Annotated in this window: 17 protein-coding genes; 8 read left to right on the top strand and 9 right to left on the bottom strand. The window is 64.8% G+C overall.

Annotation, left to right across the window (positions count from 1 at the left end; genetic code table 11):
- Positions 1-5: 5 nt before the first annotated feature.
- Positions 6-1,217, top strand: coding sequence for a bifunctional glutamate N-acetyltransferase/amino-acid acetyltransferase ArgJ (gene argJ / locus C41B8_RS04590; RefSeq protein WP_037334726.1), 1,212 nt, complete (start codon positions 6-8; stop codon positions 1,215-1,217).
- A gap of 1 nt (position 1,218) precedes the next feature.
- A complete protein-coding gene (locus tag C41B8_RS04585) occupies positions 1,219-2,190 on the top strand; it encodes a Nudix family hydrolase (protein ID WP_037334724.1) in 972 nt (323 codons plus the stop codon).
- 155 nt (positions 2,191-2,345) lie between these two features.
- Here the strand turns inward: C41B8_RS04585 and C41B8_RS04580 are convergent, their stop codons facing one another.
- From C41B8_RS04580 to C41B8_RS04545, 8 genes are all read right to left on the bottom strand, one after another.
- The gene (locus C41B8_RS04580) at positions 2,346-2,561 is read right to left on the bottom strand and encodes a DNA gyrase inhibitor YacG (protein ID WP_037334720.1); all 216 of its coding nucleotides are present in this window, start codon (positions 2,559-2,561) and stop codon (positions 2,346-2,348) included.
- A gap of 84 nt (positions 2,562-2,645) precedes the next feature.
- Positions 2,646-3,416: a cell division protein ZapD gene (gene zapD, locus C41B8_RS04575; RefSeq protein ID WP_037334717.1), complete on the bottom strand. Its 771-nt coding sequence runs from the start codon at positions 3,414-3,416 to the stop codon at positions 2,646-2,648.
- Positions 3,417-3,511: 95 nt separating this feature from the next.
- Positions 3,512-4,153 (bottom strand): dephospho-CoA kinase, encoded by a 642-nt coding sequence (gene coaE, locus C41B8_RS04570; RefSeq protein ID WP_037334715.1) that lies wholly within the window; start codon positions 4,151-4,153, stop codon positions 3,512-3,514.
- A 94-nt stretch (positions 4,154-4,247) separates the two neighbouring features.
- Positions 4,248-5,123, bottom strand: coding sequence for a prepilin peptidase (locus C41B8_RS21005; protein WP_037334712.1), 876 nt, complete (start codon positions 5,121-5,123; stop codon positions 4,248-4,250).
- Complete coding sequence (locus C41B8_RS04560) at positions 5,123-6,349, bottom strand: type II secretion system F family protein (RefSeq protein WP_037334710.1); 1,227 nt, start codon at positions 6,347-6,349, stop codon at positions 5,123-5,125. The genes C41B8_RS21005 and C41B8_RS04560 overlap by 1 nt, the downstream gene beginning before the upstream one ends.
- A gap of 33 nt (positions 6,350-6,382) precedes the next feature.
- Positions 6,383-7,762, bottom strand: coding sequence for a sigma-54-dependent transcriptional regulator (locus C41B8_RS04555; protein ID WP_037334707.1), 1,380 nt, complete (start codon positions 7,760-7,762; stop codon positions 6,383-6,385).
- Positions 7,759-9,360, bottom strand: coding sequence for a sensor histidine kinase (locus tag C41B8_RS04550; protein ID WP_051883062.1), 1,602 nt, complete (start codon positions 9,358-9,360; stop codon positions 7,759-7,761). Before C41B8_RS04550 ends, C41B8_RS04555 begins: the two co-directional genes overlap by 4 nt.
- Positions 9,357-9,572 carry a hypothetical protein gene (locus C41B8_RS04545; protein ID WP_037334705.1) on the bottom strand — a complete coding sequence of 72 codons (216 nt, stop codon included), beginning with the start codon at positions 9,570-9,572 and terminating at the stop codon, positions 9,357-9,359. Before C41B8_RS04545 ends, C41B8_RS04550 begins: the two co-directional genes overlap by 4 nt.
- Positions 9,573-9,769: 197 nt before the next feature.
- Between C41B8_RS04545 and sucC the strand changes: the two genes are divergently transcribed.
- The 4 genes from sucC to C41B8_RS04525 all read left to right on the top strand — a co-directional run bounded on the left by sucC (position 9,770) and on the right by C41B8_RS04525 (position 14,529).
- Positions 9,770-10,933, top strand: a complete 1,164-nt coding sequence (gene sucC, locus C41B8_RS04540; protein WP_037334702.1) for an ADP-forming succinate--CoA ligase subunit beta — start codon at positions 9,770-9,772, stop codon at positions 10,931-10,933.
- A gap of 49 nt (positions 10,934-10,982) precedes the next feature.
- The gene (gene sucD / locus C41B8_RS04535; RefSeq protein ID WP_037334700.1) at positions 10,983-11,855 is read left to right on the top strand and encodes a succinate--CoA ligase subunit alpha; all 873 of its coding nucleotides are present in this window, start codon (positions 10,983-10,985) and stop codon (positions 11,853-11,855) included.
- Positions 11,856-12,449: 594 nt separating this feature from the next.
- Positions 12,450-12,899: a GFA family protein gene (locus C41B8_RS20625; protein WP_051883059.1), complete on the top strand. Its 450-nt coding sequence runs from the start codon at positions 12,450-12,452 to the stop codon at positions 12,897-12,899.
- Positions 12,900-12,912: 13 nt separating this feature from the next.
- Positions 12,913-14,529, top strand: a complete 1,617-nt coding sequence (locus C41B8_RS04525) for an NAD+ synthase (protein ID WP_037334698.1) — start codon at positions 12,913-12,915, stop codon at positions 14,527-14,529.
- An 80-nt stretch (positions 14,530-14,609) separates the two neighbouring features.
- On the opposite strand, the gene C41B8_RS04520 is transcribed toward C41B8_RS04525, so the two are convergent.
- A complete protein-coding gene (locus tag C41B8_RS04520; protein WP_051883057.1) occupies positions 14,610-15,524 on the bottom strand; it encodes an outer membrane protein assembly factor BamD in 915 nt (304 codons plus the stop codon).
- A 144-nt stretch (positions 15,525-15,668) separates the two neighbouring features.
- On the opposite strand from C41B8_RS04520, the gene rluD reads away from it, so the two are divergent.
- On the top strand, positions 15,669-16,643 hold the full coding sequence (gene rluD, locus C41B8_RS04515) for a 23S rRNA pseudouridine(1911/1915/1917) synthase RluD (RefSeq protein ID WP_037334695.1): 975 nt from the start codon (positions 15,669-15,671) through the stop codon (positions 16,641-16,643).
- Positions 16,640-17,386: a peptidoglycan editing factor PgeF gene (pgeF, locus tag C41B8_RS04510; RefSeq protein ID WP_037334694.1), complete on the top strand. Its 747-nt coding sequence runs from the start codon at positions 16,640-16,642 to the stop codon at positions 17,384-17,386. The genes rluD and pgeF overlap by 4 nt, the downstream gene beginning before the upstream one ends.
- The last annotated feature ends 2 nt before the right edge of the window (positions 17,387-17,388 follow it).

The following is a 17,388-nucleotide window of genomic DNA, read 5'->3' as shown; positions in this document are numbered from 1 at the left end:
TGAACATGCCGGTCAATCTTCGCGAGCCCGGGGCGCTGGCCCCGATCGCCGGCGCCCGCTGGGCGAGTGCGGACGCCGCCATCAAGAAGCCCGGCGGCGACGACATGGCTCTGCTCGTGCTCGACGAGGGCGCGACCGCGGCCGGCGTATTTACCCGCAACGTGTTCGCTGCCGCGCCGGTGGTGCTGGCGCGGCGTCACTTGGCCACGGCTGCGCCGCGGGCGCTGCTGATCAACAGTGGTAACGCCAATGCGGGTACCGGCGTCGAAGGCGAGGCCGATGCGCTGACCTGCTGCCGGCGAGTAGCCGAGGCGCTGGGGCTTCAGACCGAGCAGGTCCTGCCGTTTTCGACCGGCGTGATTGGCCAGCGGCTGCCGATGGCACGGATCGAGCCGGTGCTTCCCGATCTGGCTCGGGCGCTGGCCGAGGACGCGTGGCTTGGCGCTGCCCGCGCCATCATGACCACCGATACCGTGCCCAAGGGCGTGACGCGTTGCATCGAGATCGACGGCGCGCCGGTAACCCTCACCGGCATTTCAAAAGGCTCGGGCATGATCCGGCCCGACATGGCGACCATGCTGTCGTTCGTGGCGACCGATGCCTCCGTGGCGGCGTCCGATCTGGATCATGCCTTGCGCGAGGCCGTGAATACCTCGTTCAACAGCATTACCGTCGATGGCGATACTTCGACCAACGACGCCGCCATGCTCTGCGCGACCGGCGCCGGTGTGGTGCTGGCCCCGGATCGGCCGGGTTGGTCGGCGTTCGTCGACGCGCTTCGCGACGTTATGGTGACGCTGGCCTGTGCCATCGTGCGCGATGCCGAGGGCGCGACCCGCTTTATCACCCTGGCGGTCGAAGGCGCGGCCAGTGTTGATGAGGCGCGTGCCGTCGCCTTCACCGTTGCGCATTCCCCGTTGTTCAAGACCGCGGCTTTTGCGGGCGACCCCAACTGGGGCCGCATACTGGCCGCGGTGGGCCGCGCGCCCGTCACCGATCTGACGATCGACGGCGTCGATATCGCGCTCGACGCGGTGCCCATCGTCGCCGGCGGCCAGCCGCGCGCGGATTATCGGGAAGCGGATGCCGCCGCCGTCATGGCCCAGCCCGAATTCACGGTGCATATTCGCCTGGGGCGCGGCGATGCCGCAGCCACGATATGGACATCGGATCTGTCCTACGAATACGTTCGTATCAACGCCGAATATCGAAGCTGACATGACCGTCGATGTGGACGATGTGCTGGATATTGCTGTCGGTGTGCTGGTCGACGCCGAGGGGCGTCTTTTGATCGCGCAGCGCCGGCCGGATACGCCGGGCGCCGGCTTCTGGGAGTTTCCCGGCGGCAAGCGCGAGGATGGCGAAGCCATCTTCGATTGTCTGGGGCGCGAATTGGCCGAAGAGATCGGGGTCACCGATCTGCGCGGCGCGCCGTTGATCCGGTTCGCTCACGATCGCGGGCCGCGCCCGGTGCGGCTGCACGTCTGGCGCATCGATGGCTGGACCGGGGAGCCGGGCGGACGCGAGGGCCAGACGGTGCGCTGGATCGCTCGAGACGCGCTCGACGAGGTCGAGCTGTTGCCGGCGACGGACGTCATCCTCGCCGCGCTGGCATTGCCACGCCGTTATCTGATCACGCCGCGACTCAGCGGCGCTGATCGCAAGGCCTGGTTCGGTGCGCTCGAAGAAGCGCTAGGGCGGGGCACACGGCTGCTGCGCCTGCGCGATCCGGATCTATCCGATGCACGCTATGCGCGTTTGGCCGAGGTCGTCGTCGAGCAGGCGCATCGTCACGGGGCGGCGGTTCTTCTGGACCGAGACGCGGACATGGTCGAGACCGTTGGCGCCGATGGCTTGCACTGGAGCGCCGAACGCATCGCCGCTGCCCGCCGCCGCCCGTTACCGCGCGAGCGCTGGTTCGCGGCTTCCGCCCACGATGCTCGCGAGCTGGACGCGGCGATTGCGGTCGACGCGGACTTTGCCACAGTCTCGCCGGTCGCCGTAACCGCGAGCCACCCCAAAGCGGGGCCGCTTGGCTGGCCCGGCTTCGAAAGCCAGCGCGACGATCGGGCGCTCCCGGTTTATGCGCTCGGCGGGTTGGAGGTCGCCGACGAGAGCGATGCGCTGGCGCACAATGCCCAGGGCATCGCGGCGATTCGCGGTCTGTGGCCGGGCGCGGCCGACGCCTGACGCGCGCTGATGTCGCCGACCGACCGCTGAGCGGCACGGCGACATGCTAAGCGCCGTGAAGACGGCATGATCGGCCGCCAGTGGCTATCGGGCCCGCCCATCAAGCCGTGTCGCGTCCTGTTACGGCCCAGTGTCCGAGATAGCGTGGTCGTGTTTCAGTGCGTCGGCTCATCGTTCCCATAGCCCGCCGGCGGCATCGACGTCGGGTCGGCGGAGCCGTCCGGATCCGGTATGCGATTCGACTCGTCCAGCCAGTCGCCTAGGTCGATGAGCTTGCAGCGACGCGAGCAGAACGGCCGATACGCGTTGTTGGGCGTCATGTCGACCGGTTCGCCGCATTGCGGGCAAGGCACGTGTTGTTTCGAATTCATGGCACAAGCGTAACGAAGAAATTTGGCGCGCCGTAAGTCCCTCTGCGATTCGGGGGCGAAACGGAGACGCCGCAACGACAGTTCCTAGAAACGACAGCAGGCCATGCGAAAGACGATGCTGTTTTCCGTTTGCCGCAGATGCATCTGCGGGTCCTGGTAGCGCATGAAACGCACCGTCGCCCGGTGGCGCCCGCCGCTGATTTCCGGAAAAACGCTGGGGTCGTCCAGTAAAACCCGGATCATCTGCGTGCCGGTGGCGGTGTTGTGCACGAGCACGCCATTCTCGGCGATCTCGCTGGTCGGTTCGGCGCTGTCGCGAAGCAGACGCAGCAGCAGGCGCACGCCGCGTTCGACCGGCGCCACCCGACGGAACCAACGATCGAAGTCGGCATCGATAGATGTGTCGCTTTGCGCCAGCCAGTGATGATAAGCCGGAAGATCGAAGCTGCAGGTGCCCCCCGGAATGGCATGGCGATTGTTGAGGCTGTTGAGCAGTTCGTTGTCGCGTAGCTGGTAGGACGCGAACTGCGGCGGAATTTGTGCCATCTCGCTTGCGATGGCGTCGAGCTCGCTGAGGATGCCGGTCAGGGCCTCCTGATCGACGTCGTCCCGTTCGTTCAGGTGGTGCAGACTAGCGCGCCGCAGTTCGAGCTCCTTGCTGACCTGGCCGCGGATATCGTGACGCGACATCACGTTGAGGATATCCAGCAGGGCATCCATCGCCGCGCGTCGGCCCCAGAGCGCAGTATCGCGGCGATGGTGATGCAGGCGGGCGGTCAGATGTTCGACGCGCAGGAACGTACGGATACGCTCGTTGAGCGGCTGTTCGTAACAGAGCACACCGTCATCGGCCACGCTGGCCTCCCGTGTTCAAGCATCGGCGACAGTCTATGCCGCGTGCGTCGGCCGTCAAAGCACGCGGGCCGTCACTTCGGATCAGCCCGGTCGGGCTAGCCCGGCAGATGAAGCGGCGGCAGATCGGCGATCTCGCCGTGCGCGAGACGCTGATAACCGGCGTGCAGGGCCGCGGCGAGATCGGCGATGTCCTTGCGCGGGCCGGTATTAACCAGCACGTCGTCCGCATGCTCCAGGCGCTCGGCGCGCGATTCCTGGGCGGCGATCATTTTCCGCGCCAGGGTGTCGTCGATCTCGTCGCGGCCCTTCAAGCGTTCCAGCTGGACCTGCTCGGGGGCATCGATGACGAGTACGCGGTCGACCAAGTCGATCATGCTCGACTTCACCAGCAACGGCACGACGAGGATGCAGTAATCCGAGTCGGCGGCATCGCGCTGGGCCGCCAGTTCGTCACGGATGCGCGGATGCGTAATCGCCTCGAGATCGGCGCGGGCACCGTCGTCATCGAATACGATGCCGCGCAGCGCGCGCCGCTTGAGCCGCCCGTCGTCGTCCACGATGTCGGCGCCGAAGCGTGTCACGATCTCGTCGAGTGCCGGTTGGCCCGGTTCGACGATCTGTCGCGCCACGGTGTCGGCGTCGATGATGGCCACCCCCAGACGCTCGAAGGCAGAGGCGACGACCGATTTGCCGCTGGCGATACCACCGGTCAGACCGATACAGAGTTTCCGACTCATACGGCGCCTCCACAGGCGAATCGAAACGATTCGCGGCCGGGGGCCGCACTGTCATCAAACTGTCGTCGATGACCGATAGCGTCAAGCACAGGCACTAGCGCAATCCCGAAAGCGTCAAGTAGGCGTGCAGGATTGTATCGCCTGCGACCAGTGCCAGCCAGCCGCCGAACACCAACCAGGGGCCGAAAGGCATCGGTGTACCGCGAGACAGGCGCCCCGAGGCGATCAACAGGCCGCCGACAATCGCGCCGCCAAGCGAGGCCGCCAATAGCGCCAGCGGCAATTGCGCCCAGCCGATCCACGCGCCCAGTGCGGCGGCCAGTTTGAAGTCGCCGTGACCCATGCCGATCTTGCCAGTCGCCAGCCGGAAGCCTTGAAAGACGATCCATAACACCCCGTAACCCGCGGCCGCACCGATGATGGCGTCGCTGGGCGTGGGCGCGCCCGGCGCCAAGTGAAAAAGACTGGCGACGAGGCCGGCCCAGAGCAGGGGCAGCGTCAGCGCATCGGGCAGGAGCTGGGTGCGAAAATCGATCGCGGCCAGGGTGAGTAGCAGCCAGGATACCCCCACCATGCAAAGACCCCAGCCGGTCGCGCCGAAGCGCGCGATTGCGATCACGGCAAGCGCGGCCGCGGCGATCTCGATGGCCGGGTATTGAAGAGATATCCGCGTGCCACAGGCGTCGCAGCGTCCGCGCAACAAAAAATATCCCAGTACGGGCAGGTTATGCCAAGGCTTGATCGGGGCTCGGCAATGCGGGCAATGGGAACCGGGCGTGGCAAGATCGAAGCGTGCCCCGGTGTCGTCGGGCTCGGCCATGTCGAGAATGTCGGCGGCGTCTTCGCGCCAGCGCGTCTCCATCATGGCCGGCAGCCGCAAAATGACGACATTCAGGAAGCTGCCGATCACTAGCCCAATGACGATCGCCGCGCCGTAGACGAACACGGGGGGCAGGCCGATCAATGTCATCAGACCACCGATCCGAGTTTGAAAATCGGCAGATACATGGCGATGACCAGACCGCCCACGAGCACCCCGATGACGGCCATGATCATCGGTTCGAGCAGTGACGACAGGCCGTCGACCTGGGCATCGACCTCGGACTCGTAGAAATCGGCAACGCGGCCGCACATGGAATCCAGCGCGCCGGCCTCCTCGCCGATCTTGACCATTTGATGGGCCATGCTCGGGAAGCGTCCGGTATTGGCCATGGCCAGTTCCAGCCGCTGGCCGGATTCAACCTGGCCGCGCATTTGGTCGATCGCTTCCTCGAAGGCTACGTTGCCGGCCGCGCGAGCCACCGAATCGAGTGCTTCGACCAGCGGCACACCGGCCGCGAACATAGTCGACAATGTGCGGGCAAAGCGCGCCACGGCCGCGTTATCTACGATCGTACCCACCACCGGTACGCGTAGCACGACGCGATCCAGTGCACGCCGAAAACGGCGTGAGCGTCGGCGCGCTATCACGAAGCCGTAGCCGGCCCCGATCACGATGCCGAGGATCAGCCACCACCAGTGCTGAACGGTTTCCGACAGGCCGATTACCATCAACGTGAAGGCCGGCAGATCGGCGCCGAAACCGCGGAACAGCGACTGGAACTGGGGCACGACGAAATACAGCAGGATACCCATCACGATAATCGCCACGATGATCACCGCGGACGGGTAGAACAGTGCCTTGCGTACCTTGGTCTTGATCGCTTCGGTTTTTTCTTTGTACGTCGCGATCTTGTCGAGCAGTGATTCGAGCGTGCCCGAACGCTCGCCGGCCGCGACCAGGTTGACGAACAGATCGTCGAAATAGCGGGGGTGCTCGCCGAGCGCCTCGGCCATCGGCAGGCCGGACTCGATATCGTCGCGGATGGTATCGACCAGCCGGGCCAGGCTCGGATTCGAGGCGCCCTTGGCCACGATATCCAGCGACTGAACCAGCGGCACGCCGGCGCCGAGCATGGTCGCCAGCTGACGCGAGAGGATGGCGATATCGCCGGTCCGGATTTTTTTCTTGCGCGGGCCGCCAATGCCGAACAGCCTCGTTTGCTTGCGTACATGCAGCGGATTGATGTTCTGGCGCCGCAGCATGGCGCGCACCATGGCCTCGTTCGGGCCTTCGGTCTGGCCTTTGACCCGAGTGCCGTTCCGGTCGGTGCCGATCCAGAAGAACGTATGGTTGTCGGTGCGTGTTTCTGCCATGTCTCGTCGATCGGGCGGCCTGCGGGCCGCCGTCTATTCCATCCCCAGCTTGGCCAGACGATACCGCAACGCCCGGAACGTAATGCCGAGCCGTTGCGCAGCTTTGGTCTTGTTATAACGGCAGGCTTCGAGCGCGCTTTGAATGCGTTCGCGCTCCAAGGCCTCGAGCTGACTCTCGAGATCGGTGGACTCGTCGACCAGCGCATCGGCCGGATTCGCCGCCGCGGCCTCGGCGAGCGGTGAATACAGCCGTAAATAGCCACGTTCGATGACCGGCGATTCTGCCAGGGTAACCGCGCGCTCGAGGATATTTTCCAGTTCGCGAATGTTGCCGGGGAAGTTGTAGTCCATGAGCGCCGAACGAGCGTCGTCCGAGAGCACGGGCGCGCGTTCCAGGCGCATCTTGCGCGCCAGCCCGGCGAGAATGCGCTCGGCGAGCATCGGAATGTCCGCGATGCGATCGCGCAACGGCGGTACTTTCACCTCGATCACGTTGAGTCGATAGTACAGGTCCTCACGGAATCGCCCGCGCGCAACCTCGACCGACAGATCGCGATGGCTCGCGCTGACAATACGTACGTCGACCGCCGTCTCCATGGTTGCACCGACCGGGCGGATGGAGCGTTCCTGGATCGCACGCAGCAGTTTGACTTGCATCGACATCGGCAGATCCGCGATCTCGTCGAGGAACAGCGTGCCCCCGTCGGCGCGTGCGAACAGCCCGGCGGTGTCGCGCGTGGCACCCGTGAACGCACCGCGGAGGTAGCCGAAGAATTCCGACTCCATCAGTTCCGCGGGTATCGCGCCACAGTTGACCGGCACGAACGCGCCGTTAACCCGCGGCCCTTCGGCGTGAATCATGCGGGCCACCAGCTCCTTGCCGGTCCCCGATTCGCCCGTGACGTAGACCGGGGCCTGACTGCGGGCCAGCTTGGCGATGGTCCGTCGCAGTGCGGCCATCGCCTCGGTCTGCCCGACCAACCGTGGCGAGACATCCAGCGACGGGTGGGGCGGCGCGTCGTGATCCAGTCCCGCGAGTTTGAGCGCCTGCGCGACCAACGTTCGCAACCCGGCGACGTCGATCGGCTTGGAGACGAAGTCGAAGGCGCCGGCCTTCAGGCTGGCCACCGCCGCCTCCGCGCTGCCGTAAGCCGTGATTACGGCCACCGGGCAGGCCGGCGAACGATCATTGATATGGCGCACCAGCGCGATGCCCTCGCCGTCCGGCAGACGCATGTCGGTCAGGCACAGATCGAAGGGCTGGGCATCGAACGTACGCCGGGCCGAGGCCAGATCGCTGACCGCGACCGTCTCAATGCCCATGCGCCCGAGCGTGATTTCCAGCAACTCGCGGATATCGGCCTCGTCGTCGACGATCAAGGCGCGTGCGGTGGTCTGGACAGCGGCGTTCATGGACTCGGGCCTTCGGCGGTCATGCGAGGCAACAATATACGAAAGCACGCGCCCTGGGCGTGGTTCATTGGGATAAGACGAGCGCCGTTGGCCTCGCACAGTTCGCGTGCGATATGCAGGCCCAGTCCGGTTCCGTCGGCCGCGGTGGTGAAGAACGGTTCCGCGATGCGATCGAGCAGCTCGGGCGCGATGCCCGGGCCGTCATCGATGATATCCAGCACCAGATTGCGGTTGGCATCCAGGTGGGCGTGCAGCTCAATGCCAGGAGCGATCGTGCCGCGGGCATGACGGTTGCTGTTGTCCCAGAGGTTGAACAGCACTTGGCGCAGCTGGCCGGGGTCGAAGCGCAGATGGCCGGCGGGCCAGTCGCCGGTCTGGATGAACCGCGGTGGGTCATCCTGGGTTTCACGATAGTCGGCCACGGCTTCGGCGACCCAGGCCGACAACTCAAGGGTACGGGGGCGCTGAGCGGCCCGCCGGGCCAGGCCGAGGACGTCCGAGATGATGCGGTCGATACGCTGGCAATGACGATGGATCATGGCCAGCAGGCGCGAATCGTCCGTGCCGAAAGCGGATGATTCGGCGAGCAGCTGCTCGGCATGGCTGATCGCGCCCAGCGGGTTGCGGATTTCGTGCGCGATGCTGGCGGTAAGCCGGCCGAGCGCCATCAGTTTCATCTGCTGCGCCTGTTCGCTTGCCCGACGCGCGTCGTCCAGAAATATCAAGGTTGGGGCTTGGTCGTTGCCCAGTGCCGCGAACTGGGGCTGGAGCCGCCGTCCGGCCACTTCGATCATATCGGGAAGGATGCGTCGCCTGCGCCAGGCCGCGAGTGCCTCGCCCAGCGCCGGGGGCAGTTCCGCCAGTGCGGCCGGGGGCGCGACACCGTCATCGTGATCGAGTAGTTCCAACGCCGCATGATTGAGGATCTGGATGCGGTCGTCGGCGTCGATGACGATCGCACCGGTCTGCATGCGATCGATGATATGGCGATTGAGCTCGGCTAGATCCCGGGCTTGGCTGGCGTGGCTGGCCGCCGACGCATCGCTGACGCGGATACGACGGGCTAGACCGTAGGCCATGAAGGCCGTGGCGAAATATAACGCGCCCAAAATACCGGATTGCACGAAATCGGTATGCGCATCGGCCAGTTGCCAGTGCCGCATGATCTCCTGGCCGATCATGCCGAGCGCGGCTAGGGCTGTGAGCAAACCGGATAGGCGGGCTGGCAGCAGGATGCCGGCGGCGGCCAATGGGGCCAGCAGCAGCATGGCGATTCCGCCCGAGGCACCGTTGCCGGCGTAGCTGGCGAGCACGATCAGTACGACATCGACCAGGATCTGGACGAATACGTGGATCGCCAGCGGTGGGCGGCGAACCAGTGCCGCGCCGGCCAGACAAGCTGCCAGGGCCAGATACGCCAGACAGATGGCCCGGAACAGGCCAGGAAAGTCCGGCGAAAACAGACCCTGACCGCCGCCCGCGCTCAGTGTCGCGACCAGGCCGAAGGCGATCGCACTGCGATAGAGCGATAGCGTCAGCGCGGCCCGCCAAGTCGCGCCGGTATGCACGACCGGGACGCGTAGTGCGTCGGGGGTCATGCGTTGTCGTCGTGACTCTGGCAGCAGTAGCCAGTCTGATCCCGGCGCGCCAGGCGTCGGTCCAGATAAGCCCCACAGATATGACAGCGCACCGTCGGCGTGTATTGCTCGCGCTTGCCCGGCCGGTCGTCGGCTTCACGCCGCGGCAGCGCGCGACGCAGCAACAGCCAGACGAGGCCGATAGCGCAGATGATCAGAATCAGGCGGGCCATGATGGGTGGTTATTTATTCTCCCTATGTCGAGCATACGCAAACGGCGCGCGTGCCACGAGTCGTTTTACAGCGGTCGGAGCGCGTTTCCATGGGTGGGCCCGAACTCGTGCCAAGTTGTGATCAGGCCCGCAAGACGCGACAATGCGCGCCGCTTTCATCTTTTTTATTTCAGTTCGTTTGCAACCGAGGCGATGTCATGAACGTTCACGAGTATCAGGCCAAGGAAATCTTCGCACGCTACGGCGTGCCGGCCGGCGAGGGCAAGGTTGCCCGTTCGGCCGATGAAGCCGAGGCAGTGGCCAAACAGCTCGGCGGCGAGCGCTGGGTGGTCAAGGCCCAGGTGCACGCCGGCGGGCGCGGCAAAGCCGGCGGCGTGAAGCTGGTCGACAGCCTGGACGACGTGAAGAAAGTCGCCTCCGAGATGATCGGCTCGACCCTGACCACCCATCAGTCGGGCGGTGTGGCCCTGCCGATCAATTCGGTTTACGTGGAAAAGCCGGCCGACATCCAGTCCGAGCTGTACCTGTCGGTGTTGGTCGATCGTGCGACCCGCAAGGTCACGTTCATTGCCTCGCCCGAAGGCGGCATGGACATCGAGGAAGTCGCCGAGGCCACGCCGGAGAAGATCACCCAGATCGCGATTCATCCCGCGGCGGGTTTCCAGGCCTACCAGGGCCGGGAGCTCGGTTTTTTCCTGGGGCTGGACAAGAAACAGGTCGGTGAATTCGTCAAGGTCATGAAAGGCCTGTACGACATGTTCATGGAAACCGACGCCTCGCTGGTCGAGATCAACCCGCTGGTCACCACCGGTGACGGTGGTTTGGTTGCGCTGGACGGCAAGCTGAACTTCGACGACAACGCGCTGTTCCGGCATAAGGAATTCGCCGACATGCGCGACGTCACCCAGGAGAACGAGCGCGAGGCCCAGGCGGCCGAGCACGATCTCAACTACATCCAGCTCGACGGCAACATCGGCTGCATGGTCAACGGTGCGGGCCTGGCCATGGGCACCATGGACCTGGTCAAGCTGCACGGCGGCGAGCCGGCCAACTTCCTGGATGTCGGCGGCGGCGCCACCACCGAACGCGTTACCGAGGCGTTCAAGCTGATCACCGCCGGCGAAGGCGTCAAGGCCATTCTGGTCAACATCTTCGGGGGCATCGTGCGCTGTGATCTGATCGCCGAAGGCATCATCACCGCGGCCAAGGATGTCGGCATCAAGGTGCCGGTCGTCGTGCGTCTCGAAGGCACCAACGCCGAGGAAGGCCGCAAGCTGCTGGACGAGTCCGACTACGACCTCATCGCCGCGCAGGACCTGACCGACGCGGCCAAGAAGGTCGTCGCCGAGGCTGCCAAGTAAGCGCCGCCCGATTGCCTATCCCGACAGAATTCAAGATCAGGATCGACTCATGAGCATTCTCGTCAACAAAGACACCAAACTCATCGTCCAGGGCTTCACCGGCAGCCAGGGCACCTTCCATTCCCAGCAGTGCATCGAATACGGCACCAATATCGTCGGCGGTGTGACCCCGGGCCGCGGCGGCGAGACCCACCTGGATCGCCCGGTGTTCAATACCTGCAAGGAAGCGGTCGCCGAGACCGGCGCCAATGCCACGATGATCTACGTGCCGGCCCCGTTCGCGGCCGACGCCATCCTCGAGGCGGCTGATGCCGGCATCAAGACCATCATCTGCATCACCGAGCACATTCCGGTGCTGGACATGCTGCGTGTGCGTGCCGCGCTGGATGATTCGGATTCCGTGCTGATCGGCCCGAACTGCCCCGGCGTGATCACCCCGGGCGAGTGCAAGATCGGCATCATGCCGGCGCATATTCACCAGAAGGGCAAGATCGGCATCGTGTCGCGCTCCGGCACGCTCACCTACGAAGCCGTCTTCCAGACCACCCACAACGGCCTCGGTCAGTCCACCTGTGTCGGCATCGGCGGCGACCCGATCCACGGCCTGGACTTCGACGACGTGCTCGAAATGTTCGAGAACGACCCGCAGACCGAAGGTGTGGTCATGGTCGGCGAAATCGGCGGCACCGCCGAGGAAGAAGCCGCCGAGTTCATCAAGAACCACATGACCAAGCCGGTCGTCGCCTACATCGCGGGCGTGACCGCGCCTCCGGGCAAGCGCATGGGCCATGCCGGCGCGATCATCTCCGGCGGCAAGGGCACCGCGGACGACAAGTTCGCCGCGCTCGAAGCCGCGGGTGTCGCCACCGTGCGCTCGACTGCCGAAATCGGCACCAAGATGCAGGAAGTGCTGGGTGCCTAACCCGCCACCATCCTCGTGCATCGAGCCGGCATCGCGTTTTCGCGGTGTCGGCTTTTTTGTGTCTGTCCGTTTCAGTGGTGCAATCTAAACGGCCAGTCCGCCGATAAACGCGAATGCTGTACTCGGCTTGCGACATTGATGCTTGCGGGCGCCGCCCGTCCTTTCGCTTCGTTTCTTAAGGCATTTGTCCGCAGATCAACGCAGATATACGCAGATGGCGGTTAATCGCCAGCGGTGTGCGTTCGATCGGGGCGCGAACGGCTGCATGCGCTTCGTTCCCAACCCACTCATCTGAATTGCAAGATTCGCTTGATGCCGTCGCGATTTAGCGCCCCGGATCGTCTACGCCGCGAAGGTGCCACTGCATCTGTGCAATCTGTGTCATCTGCGGATTGTTTTTTCGCTGAACGAAACCCTAAAGCGTTGGCGCCTCGCGCTGGCCGGTTCGAGCGATCGGGCCGCCGTCCTGGCGCAACGGGCGCGTTTGCATCGGTAGAATGGCGGGCCTGTCATTTCGGCACGGGCCGATGGGCCCGGCGCGGCGCCGGGCCAGCCCTTGGTGTATCGGGGCCCGATGCCATTCCGGAGCTTCTGTTGGCGACCGTCTACGAACTATCCTGCGACTGTGGTGCGATCCGCTTGACCGCGCGCGATGCGCCTATTCGCAGCACGTATTGTCATTGTGAGAGCTGCCGCGAGCTTTACGGCGTGGAGGTACTGTCGGCCAGCGCCTGGCCGAACGATGCGGTGAAACGTACCGTTTCGGGCGAGGCGACGTTGATCGGCCATCGCCTCGCCGGACGGCGGATGTGGCGTTATCACTGCTCGGAGTGCGGTCGGCTGATGCACGGCCGCAACCGCGATGGCGATATCGTGATCCCCAACGAACGCTTTCGCGAAGCCGCCGGCGGCCGTCTGCCGGATGCGGTCGCGCCGGCGGCGCACTGGTTCTATAACCAGCGCGTGCTTGATATCGGCGACGATCTGCCCAAACATGCCGCCGACAACCGCGGCGATACGCCCGCGGATACGCCCGAGGGATAGAGGACCGACAAGCATGAGCGATGAATCGCTACGCGTGGCCATGGCCCAGCTCAACGTCTGGGTGGGCGACATCGACGGCAACGCCCGACAGATCATCGAAGCCGCCGAAACGGCGCGCGATCGCGATGGCGCGGATATCGTCGTCACGCCAGAGTTGGCGCTGCTGGGGTATCCGCCGGACGATTTGCTGCTGCGACGCGGGCTGCCGGCGGCGATCAATGCCGCACTCGAGCATCTAACCCGGGAATTGTCCGGCATCACGGTCGTGATCGGCTATCCGGAATACGAGGGCGACGCGATCTACAATGCCGCGCTGGTCGTGCGTGACGGCGAGCGCATCGGCCATTACCGCAAGCAGTGTCTGCCCAACTACGGGGTGTTCGACGATCGACGTCACTACGTGCCGGGCGATTCGGCCTGTGTGTTCGAGCTGGCGGGCCGCCAAGTCGGTGTCACCATCTGCGAGGATCTCTGGGAAGAGGGGCCTACGGCGCAGGCTGCCGCGGCCGGCGCCGAGATTCTGGTCAATCTCAATGCCTCGCCGTTTCATGTCGACAAGCAGAGCGAACGCGAGACGCTGTTGGCCGAGCGCGCCCGGGCGCATCATCTCGCGATCTGTTACATCAACAGCGTGGGCGGCCAGGACGAGCTGGTTTTCGACGGCCGCTCCTGTGCCGTCGACGCAACCGGGCGGATCATCGCGCGCGCGCCGGCGTTCGAGGCTGGGGTGTTTCAGGTCGAGTGGTCACCCGCTCAGGCGCGGGGCGATATCGCCGAGTTGCCGTGCCCCGAAGCATTGATCTACGACGCGCTGGTACGCGCCACGCGCGATTACGTCGATCGCAATGGTTTCCCGGGCGCCTTGATCGGCTCCTCGGGCGGGATCGACTCGGCGCTCGCGTTGGCGGTCGCTGCGGACGCGCTTGGCGGCGACCGGGTGTGGGCGGTCTCGATGCCGTCGCGCTATACCGCCGACATCAGTAATGTGGACGCTGCGGACCAGGCCAAGCGGATGGGCGCGCGCTACGACGAAGTGCCGATCGAGAAAGGCTTCGCCGCGCTGCTGGAGACGCTGGGCCCGATCTTTGGCGACCGCGCGCCGGATACGGCCGAAGAGAACCTGCAGTCGCGTATCCGCGGCGCGCTGTTGATGTCGATGTCCAACAAGTTCGGTCATGTCGTGCTGGCCACGGGCAACAAATCCGAGATGGCGGTTGGCTATGCCACGCTCTACGGCGACATGTGCGGCGGCTTCGCGCCGCTCAAGGACGTCTACAAGACCTGGGTCTATCGACTGGCCAAATTCCGCAATACCCGCAGCGAGGTGATCCCCGAACGCGTCATCACGCGCCCGCCGTCAGCAGAACTGCGGGCCGACCAGGCCGATACCGATACGCTGCCGGAATACGATGTGCTCGACCCGATTATCGAGGCCTACGTCGAGGATGGTGCTTCGATCGAGGACATCGTGGGCCGGGGGTTCGCCGAAGACGATGTCCGCCAGGCCGCCGGGCTGATTCGGCGCAACGAATACAAGCGCCGGCAGGCTGCGCCCGGGCCCAAGGTCACGCATCGCGCCTTCGGCCGCGATCGCCGCTACCCGATCACGGCCGTCTACGGCGATCTGTAACGACGCCAGGATCGTGCCGGGCACGAAAAAAAGGCCGCGCCGGAAAGCCGACGCGGCCTTTTTTTGGCTGGCGATCTGCCTCAGTCGCCGCCGTTATCGTTCGACGACGACTTGTTGTCGCCGGCCGGCGAGCCGATCGAAGGCGGCGCGCCCAGATCCGGCAGTGTGTAGTCGGGCTTGTCGCCGGCCTGCTGGCGATAGAATTCCTTGCGGTGCAGCAGGTAGTTCGGATATGAAACTTGCAAGATGGCGCGGGTGTCCTCGGCCAGATCCGGCAGGTTCAGCTTGGCGTAGGACTGCTCCATGATCTCCAGCGCGCGTGGCACTGAATCCGAGCCCTGATAATGCTTGACGATATCCGCGGCGCGGCGGCTGGCGGCCACGTAGGCACGCCGCGTGTAGTAGTACTCCGCAATATGCAGCTCGTGTGCGGCGACCCGATTGCGGATGTTGATCATGTGCAATTGCGCATCCTTGGCGTAATCGCTGTTCGGGTAGTTCTTCAGGAGCAGGCTGAAGTCGTTGAACGCCTGCTTGAGATACTGCACGTTGCGCTTGTCGGGATCCGAACCGAGCAGACTCGGGTTATTGCGCGCGTAGTTTGATAGCCCGCGCATATAATAGACGTAGTCCACATGCGCATTGCGGGGATGCTGCTTGATGAAACGGTCGGCAGCATCCACGGCCTGGTCGTAGTCATGCGCTTCGTAATGCGCCGTGACCGTTTCCAGCTCGGATTGGGATGCATACTTGGAGAAGGGGAATCGGGCGCTGACCTCGGCGTACAATGGCAACGCCTGGCTGGGCTGCCCATGCATGAGAAAATCGCGCGCCGACTTGTACAGCCGTTTGGCGTCCGCCGATTTCAGCTTGTGTCCTTGACGGTCGGTCAGCGGTGTCTTGCTGTAACCGGTTTCGTTGATCCCCTTGTCGGAGGCGCAGCCGGCCATCACCAAGGTAACGATCACGCCCAGCGCGAGAACGATTTTTCGCATGCGAGCCCCGAAGCGCGTGGTACCGCGCGTTTTTGATATGCAAAACAAGGCCGAAGTATACCTATGAACCCTCTAATGAGTCATACGAATGTGGACGGCGGCCCCGCGCCGGCGTCCGCTTGAGCGCACACGACGGGTATCGCCATGATTGACGAATCCACGGAGAGGCGCATCGAGATCACCATTCCGCCGGAATATGCCGGCACACGATTGGACAAGACCCTGGCCGAGCTATTGCCCGATTACTCGCGTTCGCGGCTCAAGCAATGGCTCACGAATGGCGACCTGACCGTCGACGGTGGCTCGCCCGCGCCCAAGACCGCGGTCGCCGGCGGCGAGGCCGTGCGCTTGTCGGTGCCCGAGACCCCGCATGATGCCGAGGTCGAGCCCGAGCGCATTGCGCTCGACGTCATTTACGAGGACGATTCGATTCTGGTGCTCGACAAGCCGGCCGGGCTGGTCATGCACCCCGGCGCGGGTAACCGCGACGGGACCCTGCAAAACGCGCTTGTGGCGCACGATCCTGCGCTGGCGGCGCTTCCGCGCGCTGGTATTGTGCATCGGCTGGATAAGGACACCTCGGGCATTCTCGTAGTGGCCAAGACCTTTGCCGCACACAAGCAATTGGTCGAGGATCTGGCTGAGCGCACCGTCAAACGAGAATACGAAGCCGTAGCCGTGGGTGTAATGACCGCTGGCGGGCATGTGGACGCGCCGATCGATCGCCACCCGGTGGATCGCAAGAAGATGGCGGTGCGCGAGGAAGGCCGTGAGGCGGTCACGCATTACCGCGTGATCAGCCGCTATCGAGCGCACACGCATATTCGTTGTCAGCTCGAAACCGGACGGACGCATCAGATTCGCGTGCATATGGCCTACGCGCGCTACCCTCTGCTGGGCGATCCGGTCTACGGTCGACGACTCAGCGTGCCCAAGGACTCGAGCGAGGCATTCGCCGGCGCGTTGCGTGGTTTCAAACGCCAAGCGTTGCATGCAGCCACGCTGGGCCTGACCCACCCGGCCACCGGCGAAGCCATGCAGTGGAGCGCGCCGCGCCCGGCGGATTTTGAACAACTACTCGCCGCGCTGGCGGATGATGCCAAGACCCACGGTCTATGAACCCGAAATGTGATTTTCTGCCAGCCGACTGGCCCGCGCCCGGGCATATCCGGGCTGGCACCACGTTGCGTACCGGGGGCATCAGCGCTGCGCCGTTCGAGCAGCTGAATCTCGGTGCGCATACCGGGGATGAGCCGGCTGCCGTCGACGCCAACCGCGCGCGCCTGGCCAACGCGCTGGCACTGCCGGCCGAACCGCTCTGGCTCGATCAGGTGCACGGCACGAGGGTTGCCGGCCTGGATAACGGACTTGTCGATGGCCCGGCCGACGCGGCCGTGGCGTCTCGCGCCAACCGGGTTGCGGCCGTGTTGACGGCGGATTGTCTGCCGGTGGTGTTCTGCGACAGTGCCGGTACCCGTTGGGCGGCCGCGCACGCCGGCTGGCGGGGGTTGGCCGCCGGTGTGCTGGAGGCCACGGTCGCGGAAATGGCAGTGGCGCCGGGCGATTTGCTGGCCTGGATGGGGCCGGCCATCGGTCGCGACAATTTCGAGGTCGGGGATGATGTCCGCGAGGCCTTTGTCGCGCACGATACGCTATACGCCCCGCTGTTTACGTCGGGCACCAAACCAGGTAAGTATCAAGCAGATATCTACGGGCTCGCGCGCCTGCGACTGGAACAGGCGGGTGTTACGCGCGTCTTTGGGGGCGGGTTGTGTACGGTAGCGGAGCCGGTGCGTTTCTACTCGTACCGACGTGACGGCGCGACCGGACGGATGGCGACCTTGATCTGGTCGACTCGTTGACC

Origin of the sequence: Salinisphaera hydrothermalis C41B8, from assembly GCF_000732535.1 — a bacterium.
GTDB lineage: Bacteria > Pseudomonadota > Gammaproteobacteria > Nevskiales > Salinisphaeraceae > Salinisphaera > Salinisphaera hydrothermalis.
The sequence above is the reverse complement of the archived record's forward strand: the minus strand, read 5'-3'. Positions and strand labels throughout refer to the sequence as shown.

What these genes read in the sequence shown, in the direction of transcription:
- C41B8_RS21005 (WP_037334712.1), bottom strand. Translation starts at nt 5,123, where the DNA reads ATGACATTGATCGGCCTGCCCCCCGTGTTCGTCTACGGCGCGGCGATC.
- pgeF (WP_037334694.1), top strand. Translation starts at nt 16,640, where the DNA reads ATGAACCCGAAATGTGATTTTCTGCCAGCCGACTGGCCCGCGCCCGGG.
- C41B8_RS04585 (WP_037334724.1), top strand. Translation starts at nt 1,219, where the DNA reads ATGACCGTCGATGTGGACGATGTGCTGGATATTGCTGTCGGTGTGCTG.
- sucC (WP_037334702.1), top strand. Translation starts at nt 9,770, where the DNA reads ATGAACGTTCACGAGTATCAGGCCAAGGAAATCTTCGCACGCTACGGC.
- rluD (WP_037334695.1), top strand. Translation starts at nt 15,669, where the DNA reads ATGATTGACGAATCCACGGAGAGGCGCATCGAGATCACCATTCCGCCG.
- C41B8_RS04560 (WP_037334710.1), bottom strand. Translation starts at nt 6,349, where the DNA reads ATGGCAGAAACACGCACCGACAACCATACGTTCTTCTGGATCGGCACC.
- C41B8_RS04555 (WP_037334707.1), bottom strand. Translation starts at nt 7,762, where the DNA reads ATGAACGCCGCTGTCCAGACCACCGCACGCGCCTTGATCGTCGACGAC.
- argJ (WP_037334726.1), top strand. Translation starts at nt 6, where the DNA reads ATGCCGGTCAATCTTCGCGAGCCCGGGGCGCTGGCCCCGATCGCCGGC.
- C41B8_RS04520 (WP_051883057.1), bottom strand. Translation starts at nt 15,524, where the DNA reads ATGCGAAAAATCGTTCTCGCGCTGGGCGTGATCGTTACCTTGGTGATG.
- coaE (WP_037334715.1), bottom strand. Translation starts at nt 4,153, where the DNA reads ATGAGTCGGAAACTCTGTATCGGTCTGACCGGTGGTATCGCCAGCGGC.
- sucD (WP_037334700.1), top strand. Translation starts at nt 10,983, where the DNA reads ATGAGCATTCTCGTCAACAAAGACACCAAACTCATCGTCCAGGGCTTC.
- C41B8_RS04545 (WP_037334705.1), bottom strand. Translation starts at nt 9,572, where the DNA reads ATGGCCCGCCTGATTCTGATCATCTGCGCTATCGGCCTCGTCTGGCTG.
- C41B8_RS04580 (WP_037334720.1), bottom strand. Translation starts at nt 2,561, where the DNA reads ATGAATTCGAAACAACACGTGCCTTGCCCGCAATGCGGCGAACCGGTC.
- C41B8_RS04525 (WP_037334698.1), top strand. Translation starts at nt 12,913, where the DNA reads ATGAGCGATGAATCGCTACGCGTGGCCATGGCCCAGCTCAACGTCTGG.
- C41B8_RS04550 (WP_051883062.1), bottom strand. Translation starts at nt 9,360, where the DNA reads ATGACCCCCGACGCACTACGCGTCCCGGTCGTGCATACCGGCGCGACT.